The organism is Alkaliphilus peptidifermentans DSM 18978, from assembly GCF_900101495.1.
Lineage (GTDB): Bacteria > Bacillota > Clostridia > Peptostreptococcales > Natronincolaceae > Alkaliphilus_C > Alkaliphilus_C peptidifermentans.
Window position 1 is genome coordinate 1 of the sequence record NZ_FMUS01000027.1, and the last position, 17,646, is coordinate 17,646.

The window sequence follows — 17,646 nt, forward strand, 5'->3', positions numbered from 1 at the left end:
CATAAGGGATGCCCCTTTAGGGTTTTATGAGGTATTAGCAACGGTTTCCCGTTGTTGTCCCTCTGTACAGGGTAGGTTGCCCACGCGTTACTCACCCGTCCGCCGCTAAGTTTATTAAATTCCATCCGAAAACTTCCTTTAATAAACTCCGCTCGACTTGCATGTGTTAGGCACGCCGCCAGCGTTCATCCTGAGCCAGGATCAAACTCTTAATCAAAATTTCTGGGTACATCTTTTTAAAAGATGTGTTTTTTTTGCTGGCTTAATATCTATACTGTTTAGTTTTCAAAGACCTATTTTTAGGGCTTACACCCTATTCGCCATCAAGTGGCGACTTAAATACTATAACATTTTGCATATCTTTTGTCAACAGTTTTTCACTTATTATATCTTCCAGTTTATTCTACTATTACTCAATCCACATTTGATAAACCAGTTAATTATTCGCCTACTGTTTCGGCGACAAAAACTAATATATCACATATCAAATTGATTGTCAAAGGCTTATGCCTATGTATTATTTTCCATTTATCAGCAACTCAAATATATTATTTCTTTTACTACCTTATATTATCCTAATATAACTGAAAATTTACTTTTTCGTCCCATAAAAATATGCTCCTCCTTATAGTAAGCAGTTTTATTATTTAAACTGTCTACCACAAGGGGAGCATATCATTATTATGGCTCTAGTATTGATTATTCTATAGGCTTCATAGTTGGGAATAATATAATATCTCTAATAGATGGTGAATCAGTAAGTAGCATAATCATTCTATCTATCCCTATTCCTAATCCTCCTGTAGGTGGTAGCCCTACCTCTAATGCATTAACGAAATCTAGATCCATTGGATGCGCTTCATCATCACCCGCTTCCTTCTGGCGTAGTTGTTCCTCAAAGCGTTCCTTCTGATCTATTGGGTCATTTAACTCAGAGAATGCATTGGCTATTTCCCATGTATTTGCAAAAGCTTCAAATCGATTAGTTATTAGAGGATTATCTGGGTTCCTTTTAGCTAATGGTGATATTTCCACTGGGTGATGTAAAACAAAGGTTGGTTGAATTAAGTCCTTTTCACAAAATTCCTCAAAGGCTAAGGCCACCAAATGACCTCTTGTCATACGATTTTCCACATCTAAGTGTAGCTTTTCTTTAGCAATTTTTCTTGCTTCCTCATCTGTAGCCACTTCATAGAAGTTTATTCCTGTCTTCTCTTCAACTAAATCATGCATGGATGCTCTTTTCCAAGGTGGCTTAAAATCAATTTCAACACCTTGATAATTTATTACTGTTGTGCCATGTACCTTTTCTGCACAGTAGGCAACAAGATTCTCTGTAATTTCCATCATGTCATGATAGTCATTGTATGCAGCATATAATTCCATATTAGTAAATTCGGGATTATGTTTTATTGAAATGCCCTCATTCCTGAACATTTTACCCATTTCATATACCTTATCAAAGCCCCCAACAATCAATCTTTTAAGATATAGCTCGTTGGCTATTCTAAGCTGCATATCAAGGTCTAAGGTGTTATGATGGGTGATAAATGGTCTTGCTGCAGCACCACCAGCAATAGTTGTTAAAATAGGAGTTTCTACCTCTAGGTATCCTTTATCATCTAAGAATTCCCTAACAGCTTTAATTATTTTGTTTCTTTTTAGAAAGGTTTCCTTTACCTCAGGATTAACAATCAAGTCAACGTATCTTTGTCTATATCGAAGGTCTTGATCCTTTAATCCATGCCATTTTTCTGGAAGTATTTGAAGGGATTTAGAAAGGAGACGTACTGTTGTTGCCTTTATAGAGATTTCTCCCTTATTTGTTTTAAATACTTCTCCATTTATTTCAACTATATCTCCAATATCATAGGCTACAAACAATTCATAATCCTCAGTACCTATACGGTCTTCTCTAACATATGATTGAATTCGACCTTCATTATCTTGTACATTAACAAAGCTTGCTTTTCCGTGACCACGCTTTGCCATTAGTCGCCCCGCAATAGTAACACTTTTACCCTCCAAGCTATCAAAGTTATCAATTATTTCTTTACTTAAGTGGGTTACGTGGACTTTCTCAACTTTAAAGGGATCCTTCCCTATGTCCTGAAGATGCTTAAGTTTTTCCCTCCTAATTATCAAGAGTTCATTCAAATTTTGCTCTTCATTAGTCATCAATAATTCCCCCTACTGCCTTTTTATTTCAAGAATCTTATACTGGGTTGTTCCATCTGGGATTTGTACTTCTACAACGTCTCCTACTTTCTTTCCTAATAACGCCTTACCAACTGGAGATTCATTAGATATTCTTAATTCATAAGGATCTGCTTCTGCTGATCCAACTATCATATATTCAACTTCTTCATCGAATTCAATATCTTTTACTTCTACTATAGAACCAATACTTACAACATCGGTTGATATGTCATCTTCATCAATTACTCTAGCTTTTTTCAACATTGTTTCCAGTTTAGCAATTCGTTCCTCAACTTGTGCTTGTTCGTTCTTTGCCTCATCATATTCAGAGTTTTCACTGATATCCCCGAAAGCAATAGCTTGTTTAATTCTTTCTGCTACTTCCTTTCTTCTAACAGTTTTTAATTGTTCTAGTTCATCTTCAATCTTTTTTAAACCATTTGCGGTTAAAACAACTTCTTTATCCATAGCTTTGACCCTCTCCTTCGCCCTATTTTAATTAATAATACTATTTAAAATTGATTCTTAAATGATATGTTATATATATGTATGATGTTAGATAATATATGTGCTTGTAATTTTTTTATTCTCATATTCATATGGAAATTTATCCTAAAACTGCTTATACAACATAAGAAGCACTGATTCTGGCAGTGCTTACCATCCCAATATATTGTAGATATTATAAGATAGGCTAAATAAAATGTCAAGTCAAATAATTACTATAATCCTTCGTAAGGTTTGCTAAATTGTTCTATGTTCAGAGTTTAAAGCCTCTATTCTAGGCTGCAAATTTATTTCTTCCAATATCTCTTTATAGTTATCAATAGAATAACTACGACCCATGGTTTTTAATAGGACCAACAATAATGCCTCCATAACATTTGTACCAAAGGACCTACCCTCTAGCTTAGGAGTAGTTGTAACTAAAAGCTCTGCTCCCTTTGATTTTAGCTCTACCGCATCTTCCTCTGTGACTGTATTAGTTATTATTGTTTTTCCATTTAACCTTTGAGGCATATATCTTTTTATATAATGAAAGTCTCCAGCAATTATATCAACCTTATCATAATACTGGCTTATTTTATTAACTTTAGAGTGATTTTGCTTTTCACCAGTTGGATATAGCAAATTGAAGGGTAATTGACAAGCAATTGGTGCTATTACATGGGCAATTTTCTGCAAGGCACTTAATGAATATAGTGGTATATTAATGCCTAAAGAAAATATTAAGTCTCCTACTATAATTTCTCCTCCATTTTCCACGATTGTCTCTGCCATTCCAAACCTGTCCATAGCCGATGGTATCAATATCTTTGAATTGTTAAAGCTTACAATACCATTAATACTAAGATATTGTATGACTTTTCTTTCTAATGTATCCTTTAGCCCTGATCCATCAACTATAGGTGTTTTTTTTGCAGCATTTTTCAATTTGCATGCATCTTTTATTATATACCTGTTCTTCCCTGCCCAGAGATACAGGTCAATTCCACCCATACCAAAGGCATCTACCTTTCCGTCTAATTTTTCTATTAAAGAAACAGCCTTACTCAAACTCCCATCGGTGCCAAGTCTCTCTATAACAAATTTTTCACCCAGAAGCTCTATCTCTGTATAGTGGTTTCTTTTAGAGCTACCAATACTTACACCAACTATTCTTCTCATCTTCTTTCCTCCCAAAGGCATAGATTATTAACTCTATTATTGACCTATTTATTTTACCTATACCGAGGGTTTAAAGGTTATTATTTTTATGGAAGCTTATGTAAATAATCTAAAAGTGTAGCCTCCATCAGCTGACAGCTATCTATATGATTTACAGCATTCCTCAATTGAGCACTATTTTTAAAGCCTTTCATATACCAAGCTATATGCTTTCTCATTTCTCTGATGCCTACATATTCACCCTTTATTTCTACCACAAGTCTCATATGCTTAAGGGCTACATCGATATGTTGTTGTAGTGTAGCTTCAGGTAATACTTTGCCTGTATTTAAATAATGGTTTATTCTCTCAAATATCCAAGGATTCCCTTGAGCACCACGACCTATCATTATGCCATCGCATCCACTATAATCAAATAGTCTTATTGCATCTTCAACACTAAAAACATCTCCATTACCTATCACAGGTATTTTAACTGCTTCTTTTACTTTCTTTATAATATCCCAATCAGCTTTTCCACTATAATATTGTTCTCTTGTTCTACCATGTACTGCTATTGCTGTAGCACCATTTGCCTCTAAAATTTTAGCCATTTCTACTGCATTTACACTATTGTCATCCCACCCCTTACGGATTTTAACAGTGACTGGCTTGATTGATTCTTCTACAACTCGCTTTACAATTTCACCCGCTAGATTAGGATTTTTCATTAAAGCGCTACCATCTCCGTTTTTAACAATTTTAGGTGTAGGGCATCCCATATTTATATCTAAAATAAGATTTTCTCTATCATTTAAGCTATAGGCTGCTTTAGCCATAATATCCGGCTCAGACCCAAATATTTGTATCGCTACAGGCTTTTCTTTATCTTCAATATGTAATAGGTCTTCAGTTTTTAAATCTCCATAATAGAGTCCCCTAGAGCTTACCATTTCTGTATATACCATTCCACAGCCCAAATCTTTACAGATTAACCTAAAGGGAAGGTCAGTCACCCCCGCCATAGGAGCTAAAAATATATTGCTTTCTAGTAATGCTTGTCCTATTTTCATTTTGCCACCTCATCAATGATTCAATTATGACTCTTATTATTTGTTTTATATTATATTTTATCATAGTCTCTGTTAAATTCTATAGTTGATACTACTTCATTACCTAAGGGTGTTTGGAAAAGTATCCAGACAACAGAAGATTTTTCGCTTGGTTGCACAAGAAAACCCAGCGGAGGCAGCGTATAAGTAATACGTAAGGGTGCTGGGTTTTACATTAACAAAGAAAGATGGGGAATTTTCTACAGTCTGATGCCTCAATTACTCCTGACCATCTATGTATTTTATTCTTTCTTCTTTATTTCTATCATAAATAATTCTAAGTCCATCGAGAGTAAGTAATTTATCTATTATGTGAATATAGTTTGTTTCGCTAGCAATAAGACTGGCAAGCCCACCAGTAGCTACTACCTTTACATCTTCTCCCCCAAGCTCTTGAATCATTTTTCTAACGATGTATTCCACCAATCCAACATAACCGTAGATTACTCCAGATTGAATACTATTGTTTGTATTTTTACATATAACTTTTCCTGGTTTAATAAGCTCTACTCTGGGAAGCTTTGCTGCCCGTTGAAACAATGCATCACTGGAAATTTTTATTCCTGGAGCAATAGTTCCTCCTAAGTAGTCTCCTTTTTGGGAGATGGCACAAAAAGTCGTTGCTGTTCCAAAATCAACAATGATTAAGGGCCCGCTATATTTTTCATATGCTGCCACTGCGTTTACAATTCTATCTGCACCCACCTGTTTTGGATTATCGATTTTAATATTCATTCCTGTCTTTATACCTGGTCCTACAACTAGCGGTGCTACATTAAATAATTTTCTAATTGCATGTTCCAGGGAATACATGATATTAGGAACTACTGACGAAATAATAACATCCTTTATTGATTTCATGTCTAGGTTGCTAAGCTGAAATAGATAATGAATCATTATACCATATTCATCTGATGTTTTATCTTTATCAGTGGCAATTCTCCAAGAATCGATCAATTCCGTACCCTTATATACACCAATAACAATATTGGTATTTCCTACGTCAAAGACTAAGATCATTTTTACACCTTCTTATCATCTGTATATTATTTTTTATTAATCTGAGATTTATTTAATAGTTTAACTATAGTATAAACAATAATTGCTGAAACAACCATCTCAGCGGTTCCATTAACTGCTGCAACTCCTATCACCACAGAAAAAGGTAAATATCCAAGTAGGTAAACCATTGATAGCACTCCAATTGTATTGGTTGCTGTTCCTACAATTGCTGCTGCTACTGTGCTTTTTGTAATACGAAATGTCCAATAGGTGGTTAACCCTATAAATAATCTTGGCAGTATAGACACAAATGGGTCAGCCATAAAGGCAGGAGTAGCCCTTATAAAACTGGTTATTCCAAATATGAGACCAACAAATATGCCTATCTCTGGACCTGCTAAAATCGCTGCGATAATTACCGGAATATGCATTGTTGTCGCACTCAAGCCTGCTAAAAATGGAAGAGGGATGTAACCCAAAAATGGTGTTACACTAAGAACAACAGATAATGCACTTAACATACCAGCAATTGCTAACTTTTTTGTTGAAATTCTCTTTTCCACAAAAACACCTCCGTTCCAGCTCATTAAGATGCCGGACTTATTTTTTTTTAAAAAAGTAATATTGTCTGACTCAAATTGATGCCAGCTATTTTCCGTAATCATTTTAACAGTTTATTTTGTGTTATGCAACTATTATATTAATTATATTGACTAACATATGTCAATATTTAGCATCCCTTCACAATAGCTGACATAGTTTCTTGATGTATGCTTTTTTAATTAACTACTTAATAGCAGCAATTTTCATGCCATATTTACTATTTATTGCTTTTAAAAAACATTTAATTAGAATAGCCCTCAATATTCATTGAGGGCGCAGACTGATGAAAAACCCCCATCTTCTTCGTTGCTGCAAAAACCCAGCACCCTTACGTATTACGTATACGCTGCGGTCGCTAGGTTTTCTTGCGCCTCGAATCTGTGACTTTTTCATCAGTCTGGATATTGTTGACTTTTTCAACAACCTCAGCCCTCAATATTCATTGAGGGCGGGTGGATTATTATTATTTCTTTAAGGACTTAAGTTCCTCAATTAAAGCGGGTATTACCTTATGCACATCACCAACTATTCCAACATCAGCCACCTCAAAAATAGGTGCTTCAGTATTTTTATTGATGGCAATAATTAATTCTGATTCTTCCATACCTGCAACATGTTGAATAGCCCCTGATATACCACAAGCAAAATATAGATTAGGACGTACTGTTTTACCGGTTTGTCCTACTTGATAATCTCTATCAATCCAGCCTGCATCTACTACAGCTCTAGAGCCAGACACCATACCTCCCAGTTCTGATGCCAATTGGTTAAGAATTTCAAATCCATCGATTTTCCCCAACCCTCTACCACCAGAAATCAAGACGTTTGCCTCTTCTATTTTAACTTTTTGCTTCTTTTCCTTTACAATCTCAAGTATTTCAACATTTATATCTTCTTTTACTAGGGATGGTTTTATATTTATTATTTCTCCTTTTCTTGTTGTATCTATATCCAGCTCAACCATTACTCCTGGTCTTACAGTAGACATTTGAGGACGAAAATCTGGGCATATAATTGTTGCCATTATATTTCCCCCAAAGGCCGGCCTTGTCATAAGTAGGTTTTGTGTTTCGTCTTCTATTTCTAGAGAAGTACAGTCGGCAGTTAGACCTGTATGAACCCTAGCAGATACCCTTGGTGCAAGATCTCTTCCAATGGCCGTTGCCCCAATTAGAATAATCTCTGGCCTTCTTTCCTCAATTAAACAAGACATCACCTTTGTATAGGGCTCTGTTATATAAACATTCAATAGAGAATCTTCTACTACAATAACTTCATCTGCACCACGATATATTAACTCCTGAGCAGCTTGAGCTACATTTTCTCCCATTAAGAGTGCTGTAAGCTTAGTACTTAATTGGTCTGCCAATTGTCGTCCTTTTCCTAGAAGCTCTAGTGATACTTTTTGAACCTCCCCTTCTCTCTGTTCAATAAATACCCATACACCTTTATTTATTAAATTATTCAACAGGGATTCCTCCTATCATATAATGTATTTTTCTCTTAATTTATCAATTATTATTTTTGCAGCTTCCTTTGAGTCTACATCATAAAGCTTACCAGCTGTCTTAGCACCCTTAGTAAAGGATTTCTTTACCTTTGTTGGTGAACCTGTAAGTCCTAAGTTCCCATGATCAACCTCTATATCCTTTAGGCTCCATACTTCTATTTCCTTTTCTCTATAGGCATCCAATACTCCACCAACACTCATATATCTAGCTTCATTCATTTCCTTTAGGGTTGTAATTAAGCAAGGAGTTTTTACCCTTATAAGGTGATATCCATCCTCGAAAACTCTCTTTAAGATAAGAGCGTCTCCATCCCGTTTCAAGTCTTCTACATAGGATACCTGAGGTAGATTCAAATGCTCTGCAATTTGTGGACCCACCTGAGCTGTATCGCCATCAATCGCCTGTCTTCCAGCAATTATTAAATCATACTCTAGTTTTTGTATAGCAGCCGCCAAGGTGCAGGAGGTTGCCCATGTGTCAGATCCAGCGAAGGCTCGATCAGTTAATAGTATAGCATGATCTGCTCCCATTGCCAGTGCTTCCCGTAGAGCTGCATCTGCTTGGGGTGGCCCCATTGTTAAGACTGTAACTTCAGCGTTAATTTCATCCTTTAATCTTAAAGCTGCCTCTAAACCACTTTTATCGTCTGGATTTATTATACTTGGTACTCCTTCACGAATCAGAGTTCCAGTTTTAGGGTCTAATCGAACCTCCGTGGTGTCTGGCACCTGTTTAATGCAAACAATAATTTTCATATAGATATCCCCCTTATTTCAACAGATTAGCTGCTATTACCATTTTTTGCACTTCAGATGTTCCTTCGTATATTTCTGTAATTTTTGCATCCCTCATCATTCTTTCAACTGGATACTCCCTTGTATAACCATAGCCACCATGTAGCTGCACTGCCTTTGTTGTAACCTCCATAGCTGTTTCAGAAGCATATAGCTTAGCCATTGCAGCTTCGTTTGCATAGGGTAGATTGCTTTCCTTTAGGTAGGCAGCCTTATAAACCAACATACGGGCTGCTTCAATTTTTGTTTTCATTTCTGCCAATTGGAACTGTGTATTCTGGAAATATGACAAGGGCTTTCCAAACTGTCTTCTTTCTTTAACATAATTGACCGTTTCATCCAATGCTCCTTGGGCTATTCCTAAGGCTTGGGCTGCAATTCCAATTCTACCTCCATCAAGGGTTTTCATGGCAATTGAGAATCCTTTACCTTCCTTGCCAATAAGATTCTCTTTTGGAATTATACAGTTTTCAAATATTAATTCACAGGTGGATGAGCCTCGTATTCCCATTTTTGCTTCCTTCTTGCCAATTGTGAATCCAGGTGTGTCAGCTTCAACTATGAAGGCTGAAATGCCTCTTGTTCCTTGGCTTTTATCTGTCATTGCCATAATAACGTATATATCAGCTATCCCAGCATTGGTAATGAATATTTTTGACCCATTAATAATATAGTTATCTCCATCTTTTACTGCAACGGTTTGCTGCGCTGCAGCATCAGTTCCTGCATTGGCTTCTGTTAGAGCAAAGGCTCCTAGTTTTTCTCCACTTGCCAAGGGAACTAAATATTTTAACTTCTGCTCCTCTGAACCAAATTCAAAAATAGGTGCTCCACAAAGGGAAGTGTGGGCAGATACAACTACTCCAGTAGTTGCGCATGCTTTAGATAAAGTTTCTACTGCCAGAATATAGGATAAAATATCCCCTCCAGCTCCACCGTACTTCTTTGGAAAAGGAATACCCATAAATCCATATCTTTTTAGTTTTTCTAATGTATTTACAGGAAAGGTTTCTGTTTCATCAATTTCTTCTGCCCATGGCTTTACTTCCTTTTCTGTAAATTCTTCATAGAGCTTTATTAGCATCTGATGCTCCTTTAATAGATTAAAATTCATTCTGTAACCTCCTATGCTCATTCATTTTTTATTTTGGGGGTATAACTGTTGCTATCCCCGAGAGAACCATTTCATTTCTTTGATTTCGACAAGTGGTACTTAGCTTAATGCGGTTCTTTTCTTCTATTATCTCTATCACCTCAACCTCTGCAGTGATGGTATCTAAAAACCTGACTGGAGCAGTAAACTTTAGCTCCTGACTTAAGTATATAGTTCCTGGACCTGGTAGTTGTGTGCCCAATACTGTTGATATTAGTCCAGCCGTCAGCATGCCATGGACTATTCTGTCTTTGAAGATACTGTCCTTACTATAGCTTGCATTAATATGGGCGGGATTAAAATCACCAGTTATTCCTGCATATAAATAAACATCTGTTTCTGATAAGGTTTTTTGAAACATTGCAGTATCGCCAATTTTTAAATCCTTTATGGTTTTCCCCTTCATATAAAATCCTCCTATCGATGACATACATCTTATTAATTCGCAAGTTCTATACCAAAATCCTTTTATTTGATATTTTTTTAACATTAATTTTTTCATGTCCTAATCTGAACGACTCCAAACTCGCCATTTTCTAATACTATTTATTAAATATTATAAAGATATTAAAAGGTAAAAGGATTTTTATGTTAATATTTTAACTTTTAAAGGCTTATATAAACCACAGTAATCTGTACATTTTTTGAACAGTTTACTGTGGTTTATCCTTCTAATTAAGCGACATATGGGTTTATGTCTGAAATATATACACTGTCCAAATACTTTACAGTGCTTTTCTCTATAATACTACTCCTCCATCTACACTCAGAACTGTTCCTGTAATGAATTTTGCTTCATCTGATGCTAAAAATGCATAGGCATTTGCAATATCCTCTGGCATACCCAGTAATCTAATGGGGGATTTATCCTTCATTAATTCCAGCACCTTTTCAGGCATTTTTTCTGTCATCGGTGTTAAGATAAATCCGGGGGCTACTGCGTTAACACGTATTCCTTTTCTGCCTAATTCCTTTGCCCACGTCTTAGTCATACCTATTACACCAAATTTTGTTGCAGCATAGTTGGTTTGACCAAAATTTCCATATACTCCAACAACTGAAGATGCATTAAGGATAACACCTCTGCCCTTTTCAGCCATTACAGCAGACACGATTTGTGTGCAATTGTAGACCCCTTTTAGATTTACGGCAATAACCTTATCAAAATCTTCTTCTGGCATTTTTAATAGCTGATTATCTGCTGTAATACCAGCGTTGTTAACTAATACATCAATTCTACCCCATTTACTTATAATATCATCCACCATTACTTGAATTTGGTCACGGTTGACCACGTTTACATCATAGGCTAAAACCTCTCCACCTATTTCTTTAATTTCTGCTACAACTTCATCCATTGATTCTAATCTGATATTTGCAACAACCACCTTTGCACCCTCTTGAGCAAACTTAATTGCAGTTGCCTTTCCAATTCCTCGAGCTGCCCCAGTAACAATAACAACTTTGTCTTTTAATTTCATAGTTTTCCCTCCTAAAAAATTTTACCTATCTTGGTTAAGTTTTTTAATAAATTCGTTAACATATTCTATACAAGACCTATGCTTGCAAAGATAATTGCAACTATAACTGACACTATAGGTATTGCTGTACCAACCATAAAGATGTCTTTGTAGGAATCCTTGTGGGTCATTGCACAAACTGCCAATAGTGTTAATACTGCACCGTTATGAGGTAATGTATCTAAGCCTCCACTGGATAAGGATGCAACACGGTGAAACGCTTCAAGGGGTATATTTGCTGTAGCAGCTAACTCAACATATTTGTCCCCTAATGCTGCTAATGCAATCCCCAGACCGCCAGATGCTGAGCCTGTTGCTCCTGCAAGGATATTTACAGCAACGGCTTCTGATATAAGGGGATTACCCTTAATCCCAAGCACCATCTCTGTTAAGGTTTCGAAGCCTGGTACTGCCCTAACGACAGCTCCAAATCCTACGGCAGCACTTGTATTGATAATAGCTAATACTGATCCGGCTGCTCCTGCATTTATCGTCTCGATTAATTTAGGTAATCTTTTTATATTTATTAGTATTGCAGCAAAAATACCTACTACTAAAGGTGGTATTACCTGTTGTGCTGCTGGCAATTCTTTAGTGAAAACATTTAAGATAATAATAACTAGGAATAATGGTATTGATGATAAAAGTGGGTTTGGTAATGTAGCTACATCAACTTCACTTACTTTAGTATCTGGCTCAGTAAATACATCCCCTGCAACGGTTAATTTTTTCTGTCTGTATGTTAGCCAAGCCAATCCCCCACCACACATTACAATTGCTGCGGCAATGCCCATGATAGGAGCAGCAGCTGGTGTGGTACCGAAATATTGCATTGGAATTAAGTTTTGAATTTGTGGTGTTCCTGGTAAGGCTGTCATTGTAAAGGTAAAAGAACCTAAAGCAATGGCACCTGGAATTAATTTTCTGGAGATATTTGCTTCTCTATAAAGGGCAACAGCTAAAGGATATATAGCAAAAACTACTACAAATAACGATACACCACCATAGGTTAATATGGCACATGCTGCAACCACAGCTGCAATGGCGAACTTTGTACCAATTAATTTAGTAATCCAATAGGCCACAGAACGTGCTGCCCCAGATTCGTCCATAACCTTACCAAATATAGCCCCCAGTAGGAATGCAGGAAACCATGCTTGTGCAAATCCTACAAGCCCAGCCATATAGGTTCCTGTATAGGCTGGCAAAAGCTCTAGTCCTCCTGAGAATGCAACCACCAGGGCTGCAATTGGAGCCACCCAAATAATAGACATTCCTCGGTAAGCCAAATACATTAATAGTACTAATCCAATAATAATTCCTAACATTTATTCTCCCTCCACTCTTTAAATTGTTAATCCTATTTTTTCAGGTTTAAAAATTCTCGTGTCCATTACCTTGAGTTCTGGGCTGATTGCTGGTTGGAATTCCATTTGATTCAAGATGTCTTTTTTCAAATCTACTCCAGGCGCAATTTCTATCAACACAATTCCACCATTTTCCAATTTAAATACTGCTCTTTCTGTAATATAGATTACTGTTTGTTCTGTTTCATTTGCATAATCTCCACTGAAGGTAATATGCTCCACCTGTTTAATAAACTTTTTAACTTTTCCTTCTTGATTGATTTTAAGCTGACCAGCTTCAATAGCAATATTTAAGCCACCTGCTGTAAAGGTGCCGCAGAATATAACTTTTTTTGCATTTTGAGTGATATTAATAAATCCACCAGCACCTGCTATTTTAGGTCCAAATTTGCTTACGTTTATATTTCCAACTCTGTCACATTCTGCTAATCCTAAGAAGGCTACATCTAAGCCACCTCCATCATAGAAGTCAAATTGATAGGGCTGATCAATAATTGCTTCTGGATTAATGGCAGCTCCAAAGCTTAAACCACCTGCTGGAATACCACCAATTGGACCAGGCTCGACGGTTAACACCATTTCATTCCCAATTCCTTCTTCATTGGCTACGATTGCAACGCCCTCTGGCATACCAATACCTAAATTTACTATTGCGCTTGGTACTAATTCCATAGCTGCTCGTCTGGCTATTACCTTCCTCTCATCCAATTTCATTGGTTTAACTGAATCCATGGGGACTTTTGTTGCACCAGTATAGCTGGAATTATATGCTTCTGCAAAGGTTTGCATGTGGTTATTCATATCCTGAGCCTCAACAATTGTATCAACATATATGCCAGGAATTTTCACAAGCTTTGGATCTAATGTCCCGGTTTTAACTATCTTTTCAACTTGGACAATCACCTTGCCTCCAGAATTTTTACATGCTTGAGCGATAGATAATACTTCTAGGGAGCCTGCCTCCTTTTCCATGGTTACGTTTCCATTTTCATCTGCATAGGTTCCTCTAATTAGAGCAAAATCGATGGCAAATGACTTATAAATTAAATACTCTTTTCCTAATACTTCAATTAGTTCAACCAGGTCTTCTTTTGTCTTCTTATTCAGCTTTCCACCATCGATCCTTGGATCGACAAAGGTCTTTAGCCCTACCTTTGTGATGGTACCTGGTTTTTTAGCTGCAATATCTCTAAAAAGATGAGAAATTGAACCTTGAGGAAAATTATACGCTTCAATTTTATTTTCGAAGGCTAACTTTTGTATTTTAGGAACTAGCCCCCAGTGTCCTCCAATTACTCTTTTCAATAGTCCCTCGTGGCCTAAATGATTTAAGCCCCGCTCCTTACCATCACCTTGCCCGGCTGCGTACACCAATGTCAGGTTCTTTGGTTCATTTGTTTCTGTAAATCTTTTTTCTAGTGCAATTTCTAGTTCCTCAGGTACAGCATTACCAACGAAGCCCCCCGTTGCCAGTGTACTGTCTGATTTAATCAATTTTACTGCTTCATCTGCAGTCATAAACTTAGGTGCCAAAATAAAATCCTCCTCTCATAAATATTGATAATATATATTGCAACCCTTATGCCAACTTCACCAATGGCTAGATTCCAATATATTATCCTAATTTACAATGAAAAGGAGGATGGTTTTTAAGGATAACGTTCAGATTATGAACATTATTGTTCTAAACAAATAGATTTGCCGCTGTTATTTTTTTGACTATTCTGAAATAACAGTGCCTATGCTTTATTAGTAATGATTATTTTCTAAAGTGTTCAGTAATTGTTCACTGTTCATTTTATTTACACTTCCAGTCCATACTTCTTCATTTTTTCGTAGAGACTTGTTCGACTTATTCCCAATTTCCTTGCAGTCTTATACTTATTATTTTCTGTTTCCTTCAAGGCATTCTTTATTGCTTTTTTTTCTACTTCCTCAATAATTTCCTTTAAGCTTCCTTCCTGATAATAATTACTGCCTTTATCCCTAATTTCTCCCCTAATATGATAAGGTAAATGCTCTACCATAATTGTTGCCTCTTTTTCAATAAAATTAAGGGCTCTTTCAATAACATTTGCTAATTCTCTAATATTACCCGGCCAGTTATATCTAACAAGGGCATTCATGGCTTCGGTGGAAACCTCTGTAACATGACAGTTCATCTCCTTAGAGAGCTTTTTTATTAAATACTGTGTTAATAAGCGAATGTCATCCTTGCGCTCTCTTAAGGGTGGTATTCTTATATTTACTACATTTAATCTATAATATAAATCCTCTCTAAATTGCTTTTTCATAACCATTTCAGCAAGATCTCTATTGGTTGCTGCTATTATTCTAACATCTATCTTATAGCTCTTAATTCCACCTATTCTTTCAACTTCTCTTTCTTGGATAACCCTTAGTATTTTGACCTGCATGTTATAGGGTAAATCTCCAATTTCATCTAAAAATATAGTGCTTTTATTAGCGAGTTCGAATTTTCCAGGCTTTCCACTTTTCTTAGCACCAGTAAAGGCCCCTGACTCATAGCCAAATAACTCAGATTCAAGTAATTCTGCAGGAATAGCACCACAATTGATTTTTATTAAGGGATAATCAGCCCTTGAGCTGGCGTTATGAATAGCATGGGCAAACAATTCCTTTCCCGTTCCGCTCTCTCCTAAAAGCATTACATTGGATTTTGTAGCAGCCACCTTACCAGCTAATTCCTTGGCTCTAATTATCTTATCACTGTAGCCAACAATATTACTGAAGGTGTAGTCTCCCCCCAGTGCCTTCTTAAGTTCTTCCTTATAAAATTCAATTTGATTTTCCATTCTTAATATTTTTTTTACGTATACATCAAGCTCCACCAAATTTTTAAATATTACGGTTCCTACAGCACCAATTATCCTTCCTTTTTGAAAAATTGGTATCCTGTCTGCTATCATCTGATTTCCTTTAATATTCTGTATATCACCTATTTCTTTATGACCTGTCTTTACAACAATATGCATTCTAGTATTTTCAATTACTTCTGTAACATGCTTCCCTATTGCTTCTTCTTGGGATATTCCTATAAACTGACAATAGCATCTATTTATCATAACTATATAACCCTCGTCATCTACAACAACAACCCAATTATATACATTGTCAAATATATACTTATATAAATTTAATAAAAATTCCTTTCCTTCAAAAGGCTGTCCACTATCTATACTGCCATTCAATTGATTAAAGGCAAAATACTTTGCTTTTTTGTCTAAAGAAATGAGAAACACCTCCTTTTCTTTAACACTGAACTATTTAAAAGCAGCAAAACACCCTAGGGTATTTTGCTGCCTTCTTTACTATCTCTTTACAATAACTGCAGTACCCATTCCACCACCGATGCATAATGTAGCTAATCCGTAGGTGGATTCCCTCTTCATCATCTCATAAAGGAGTGTTACTAGAATTCTTGCTCCACTGGCCCCAACTGGATGTCCTAAAGCAATGGCTCCACCATTAACATTTACTTTTTCGGAATCCCAATTTAATTCCTTTTTTACAGCTAGAGCTTGGGCAGCAAAAGCTTCATTTGCTTCAATTAAGTCCATATCTTCAAGGGTTAATCCTGCCTTTGATAAGGCTTTTTGGCTGGAAGGTACTGGTCCAATACCCATGATTGAAGGCTCAACACCTGCATTTGCATAGGATGCGATGGTTGCCATGGGGGTTATCCCCAGTTCATCTGCCTTTTCCCTAGACATAATTACCAGTGCCGCAGCCCCATCGTTGATTCCTGATGCATTTGCCGCTGTAACCGTTCCATCTTTTTTAAAGGCTGGTCTAATCTTGCCCAGCTTATCTATAGTAACACCAGCCTTTGGATATTCATCAGTATCAACAACAATTGGATCTCCCTTTCTCTGTGGAATTTCTACAGATACAATTTCATCTTTAAATCTGCCTTCAGTAATGGCTTTTTCTGCCTTGTTTTGACTTAATACCGCAAAGTGATCCTGTTCTTCTTTAGTGATTCCATATTTTTCTGCAAGGTTTTCTGCAGTAATTCCCATATGATAATCCTCGAAGGCATCTGTTAATGCATCGTGCACCATGGAATCAATAATTTGATCATGTCCCATTTTAACTCCCCAACGGGCTTTCTTCAAAATATAGGGAGCTTGGCTCATGTTTTCTGTTCCTCCCACAACTACAATATCATTATCTCCAGCAATAATGGTTTGAGCTGCCATTGAAACAGTTCTTAGTCCTGAACCACAAAGCATATTAATAGTTGTAGCTGGGACTCCAACAGGAATTCCTGCTTTAATAGAAGCTTGTCTTGCAACACCCTGTCCAAGTCCTGCCTGTAAAATACAACCCATGTATACTTCATCTACCTGCTCTGGACTAACACCGCTCCGATTTAATGCTTCTTTAATTACAATTGCCCCCAACTCAACAGCCGAAACGTTTGCCAATACTCCTCCAAAACTTCCTATTGGGGTTCTAACAGCACTAGTAATAACTATTTCTTTCATACGAATTCCTCCTTTTATTTATTACTAAATATTATTGCAAGAATTATACCATTTTAAAAGAATGTAAACGGTTTAGAATTAAGAGTTATGAGTTAAAATATAAAACTAATGTTGAATGTTAAATGTTGAATGCTGAATGTTGTTGAAATTTACCAGAGGCAAATTTTTTTCTCTTTTCTTTTTTTGCTCTTCCCTCTTAATTCTTGACTCTTCCTGTTTTATTGGTT

General features: G+C 36.4%; 15 protein-coding genes and 1 rRNA gene. All 16 read right to left on the bottom strand.

What is annotated here, in order from left to right; all coding sequences use genetic code 11:
- A 16S ribosomal RNA gene (locus BLP68_RS16665) occupies positions 1-217 on the bottom strand; the annotation flags it as partial.
- A 482-nt stretch (positions 218-699) separates the two neighbouring features.
- On the bottom strand, positions 700-2,178 hold the full coding sequence (gene lysS, locus BLP68_RS16670) for a lysine--tRNA ligase (protein WP_091545997.1): 1,479 nt from the start codon (positions 2,176-2,178) through the stop codon (positions 700-702).
- A 12-nt stretch (positions 2,179-2,190) separates the two neighbouring features.
- A complete protein-coding gene (gene greA / locus BLP68_RS16675) occupies positions 2,191-2,667 on the bottom strand; it encodes a transcription elongation factor GreA (RefSeq protein WP_091545999.1) in 477 nt (158 codons plus the stop codon).
- A 276-nt stretch (positions 2,668-2,943) separates the two neighbouring features.
- Positions 2,944-3,867, bottom strand: a complete 924-nt coding sequence (locus tag BLP68_RS16680) for a quinate 5-dehydrogenase (RefSeq protein WP_091546001.1) — start codon at positions 3,865-3,867, stop codon at positions 2,944-2,946.
- Positions 3,868-3,953: 86 nt separating this feature from the next.
- Positions 3,954-4,919: a tRNA dihydrouridine synthase DusB gene (gene dusB, locus BLP68_RS16685; protein ID WP_091546004.1), complete on the bottom strand. Its 966-nt coding sequence runs from the start codon at positions 4,917-4,919 to the stop codon at positions 3,954-3,956.
- A 258-nt stretch (positions 4,920-5,177) separates the two neighbouring features.
- Entirely contained in the window at positions 5,178-5,978 is an 801-nt protein-coding gene (locus tag BLP68_RS16690; RefSeq protein ID WP_091546007.1) for a type III pantothenate kinase, read from the bottom strand.
- A 26-nt stretch (positions 5,979-6,004) separates the two neighbouring features.
- The gene (locus BLP68_RS16695; protein ID WP_242877017.1) at positions 6,005-6,523 is read right to left on the bottom strand and encodes an ECF transporter S component; all 519 of its coding nucleotides are present in this window, start codon (positions 6,521-6,523) and stop codon (positions 6,005-6,007) included.
- A gap of 503 nt (positions 6,524-7,026) precedes the next feature.
- Positions 7,027-8,031: an electron transfer flavoprotein subunit alpha/FixB family protein gene (locus BLP68_RS16700; protein WP_091546010.1), complete on the bottom strand. Its 1,005-nt coding sequence runs from the start codon at positions 8,029-8,031 to the stop codon at positions 7,027-7,029.
- Positions 8,032-8,046: 15 nt separating this feature from the next.
- On the bottom strand, positions 8,047-8,829 hold the full coding sequence (locus BLP68_RS16705; protein WP_091546013.1) for an electron transfer flavoprotein subunit beta/FixA family protein: 783 nt from the start codon (positions 8,827-8,829) through the stop codon (positions 8,047-8,049).
- Between the two features lie 13 nt (positions 8,830-8,842).
- Positions 8,843-9,982, bottom strand: a complete 1,140-nt coding sequence (locus BLP68_RS16710; RefSeq protein WP_091546016.1) for an acyl-CoA dehydrogenase — start codon at positions 9,980-9,982, stop codon at positions 8,843-8,845.
- Positions 9,983-10,010: 28 nt separating this feature from the next.
- A complete protein-coding gene (locus BLP68_RS16715; RefSeq protein ID WP_091546018.1) occupies positions 10,011-10,427 on the bottom strand; it encodes a MaoC family dehydratase in 417 nt (138 codons plus the stop codon).
- A 334-nt stretch (positions 10,428-10,761) separates the two neighbouring features.
- A complete protein-coding gene (gene fabG, locus BLP68_RS16720; RefSeq protein ID WP_091546020.1) occupies positions 10,762-11,502 on the bottom strand; it encodes a 3-oxoacyl-[acyl-carrier-protein] reductase in 741 nt (246 codons plus the stop codon).
- A 65-nt stretch (positions 11,503-11,567) separates the two neighbouring features.
- On the bottom strand, positions 11,568-12,869 hold the full coding sequence (locus BLP68_RS16725) for a GntP family permease (RefSeq protein ID WP_091546022.1): 1,302 nt from the start codon (positions 12,867-12,869) through the stop codon (positions 11,568-11,570).
- An 18-nt stretch (positions 12,870-12,887) separates the two neighbouring features.
- Positions 12,888-14,441, bottom strand: coding sequence for an acyl CoA:acetate/3-ketoacid CoA transferase (locus BLP68_RS16730; protein WP_278278243.1), 1,554 nt, complete (start codon positions 14,439-14,441; stop codon positions 12,888-12,890).
- 269 nt (positions 14,442-14,710) lie between these two features.
- Positions 14,711-16,171, bottom strand: a complete 1,461-nt coding sequence (locus tag BLP68_RS16735) for a sigma-54 interaction domain-containing protein (RefSeq protein ID WP_242877018.1) — start codon at positions 16,169-16,171, stop codon at positions 14,711-14,713.
- A 69-nt stretch (positions 16,172-16,240) separates the two neighbouring features.
- Positions 16,241-17,419 (bottom strand): acetyl-CoA C-acetyltransferase, encoded by a 1,179-nt coding sequence (locus tag BLP68_RS16740; protein WP_091546025.1) that lies wholly within the window; start codon positions 17,417-17,419, stop codon positions 16,241-16,243.
- Positions 17,420-17,646 lie beyond the last annotated feature (227 nt).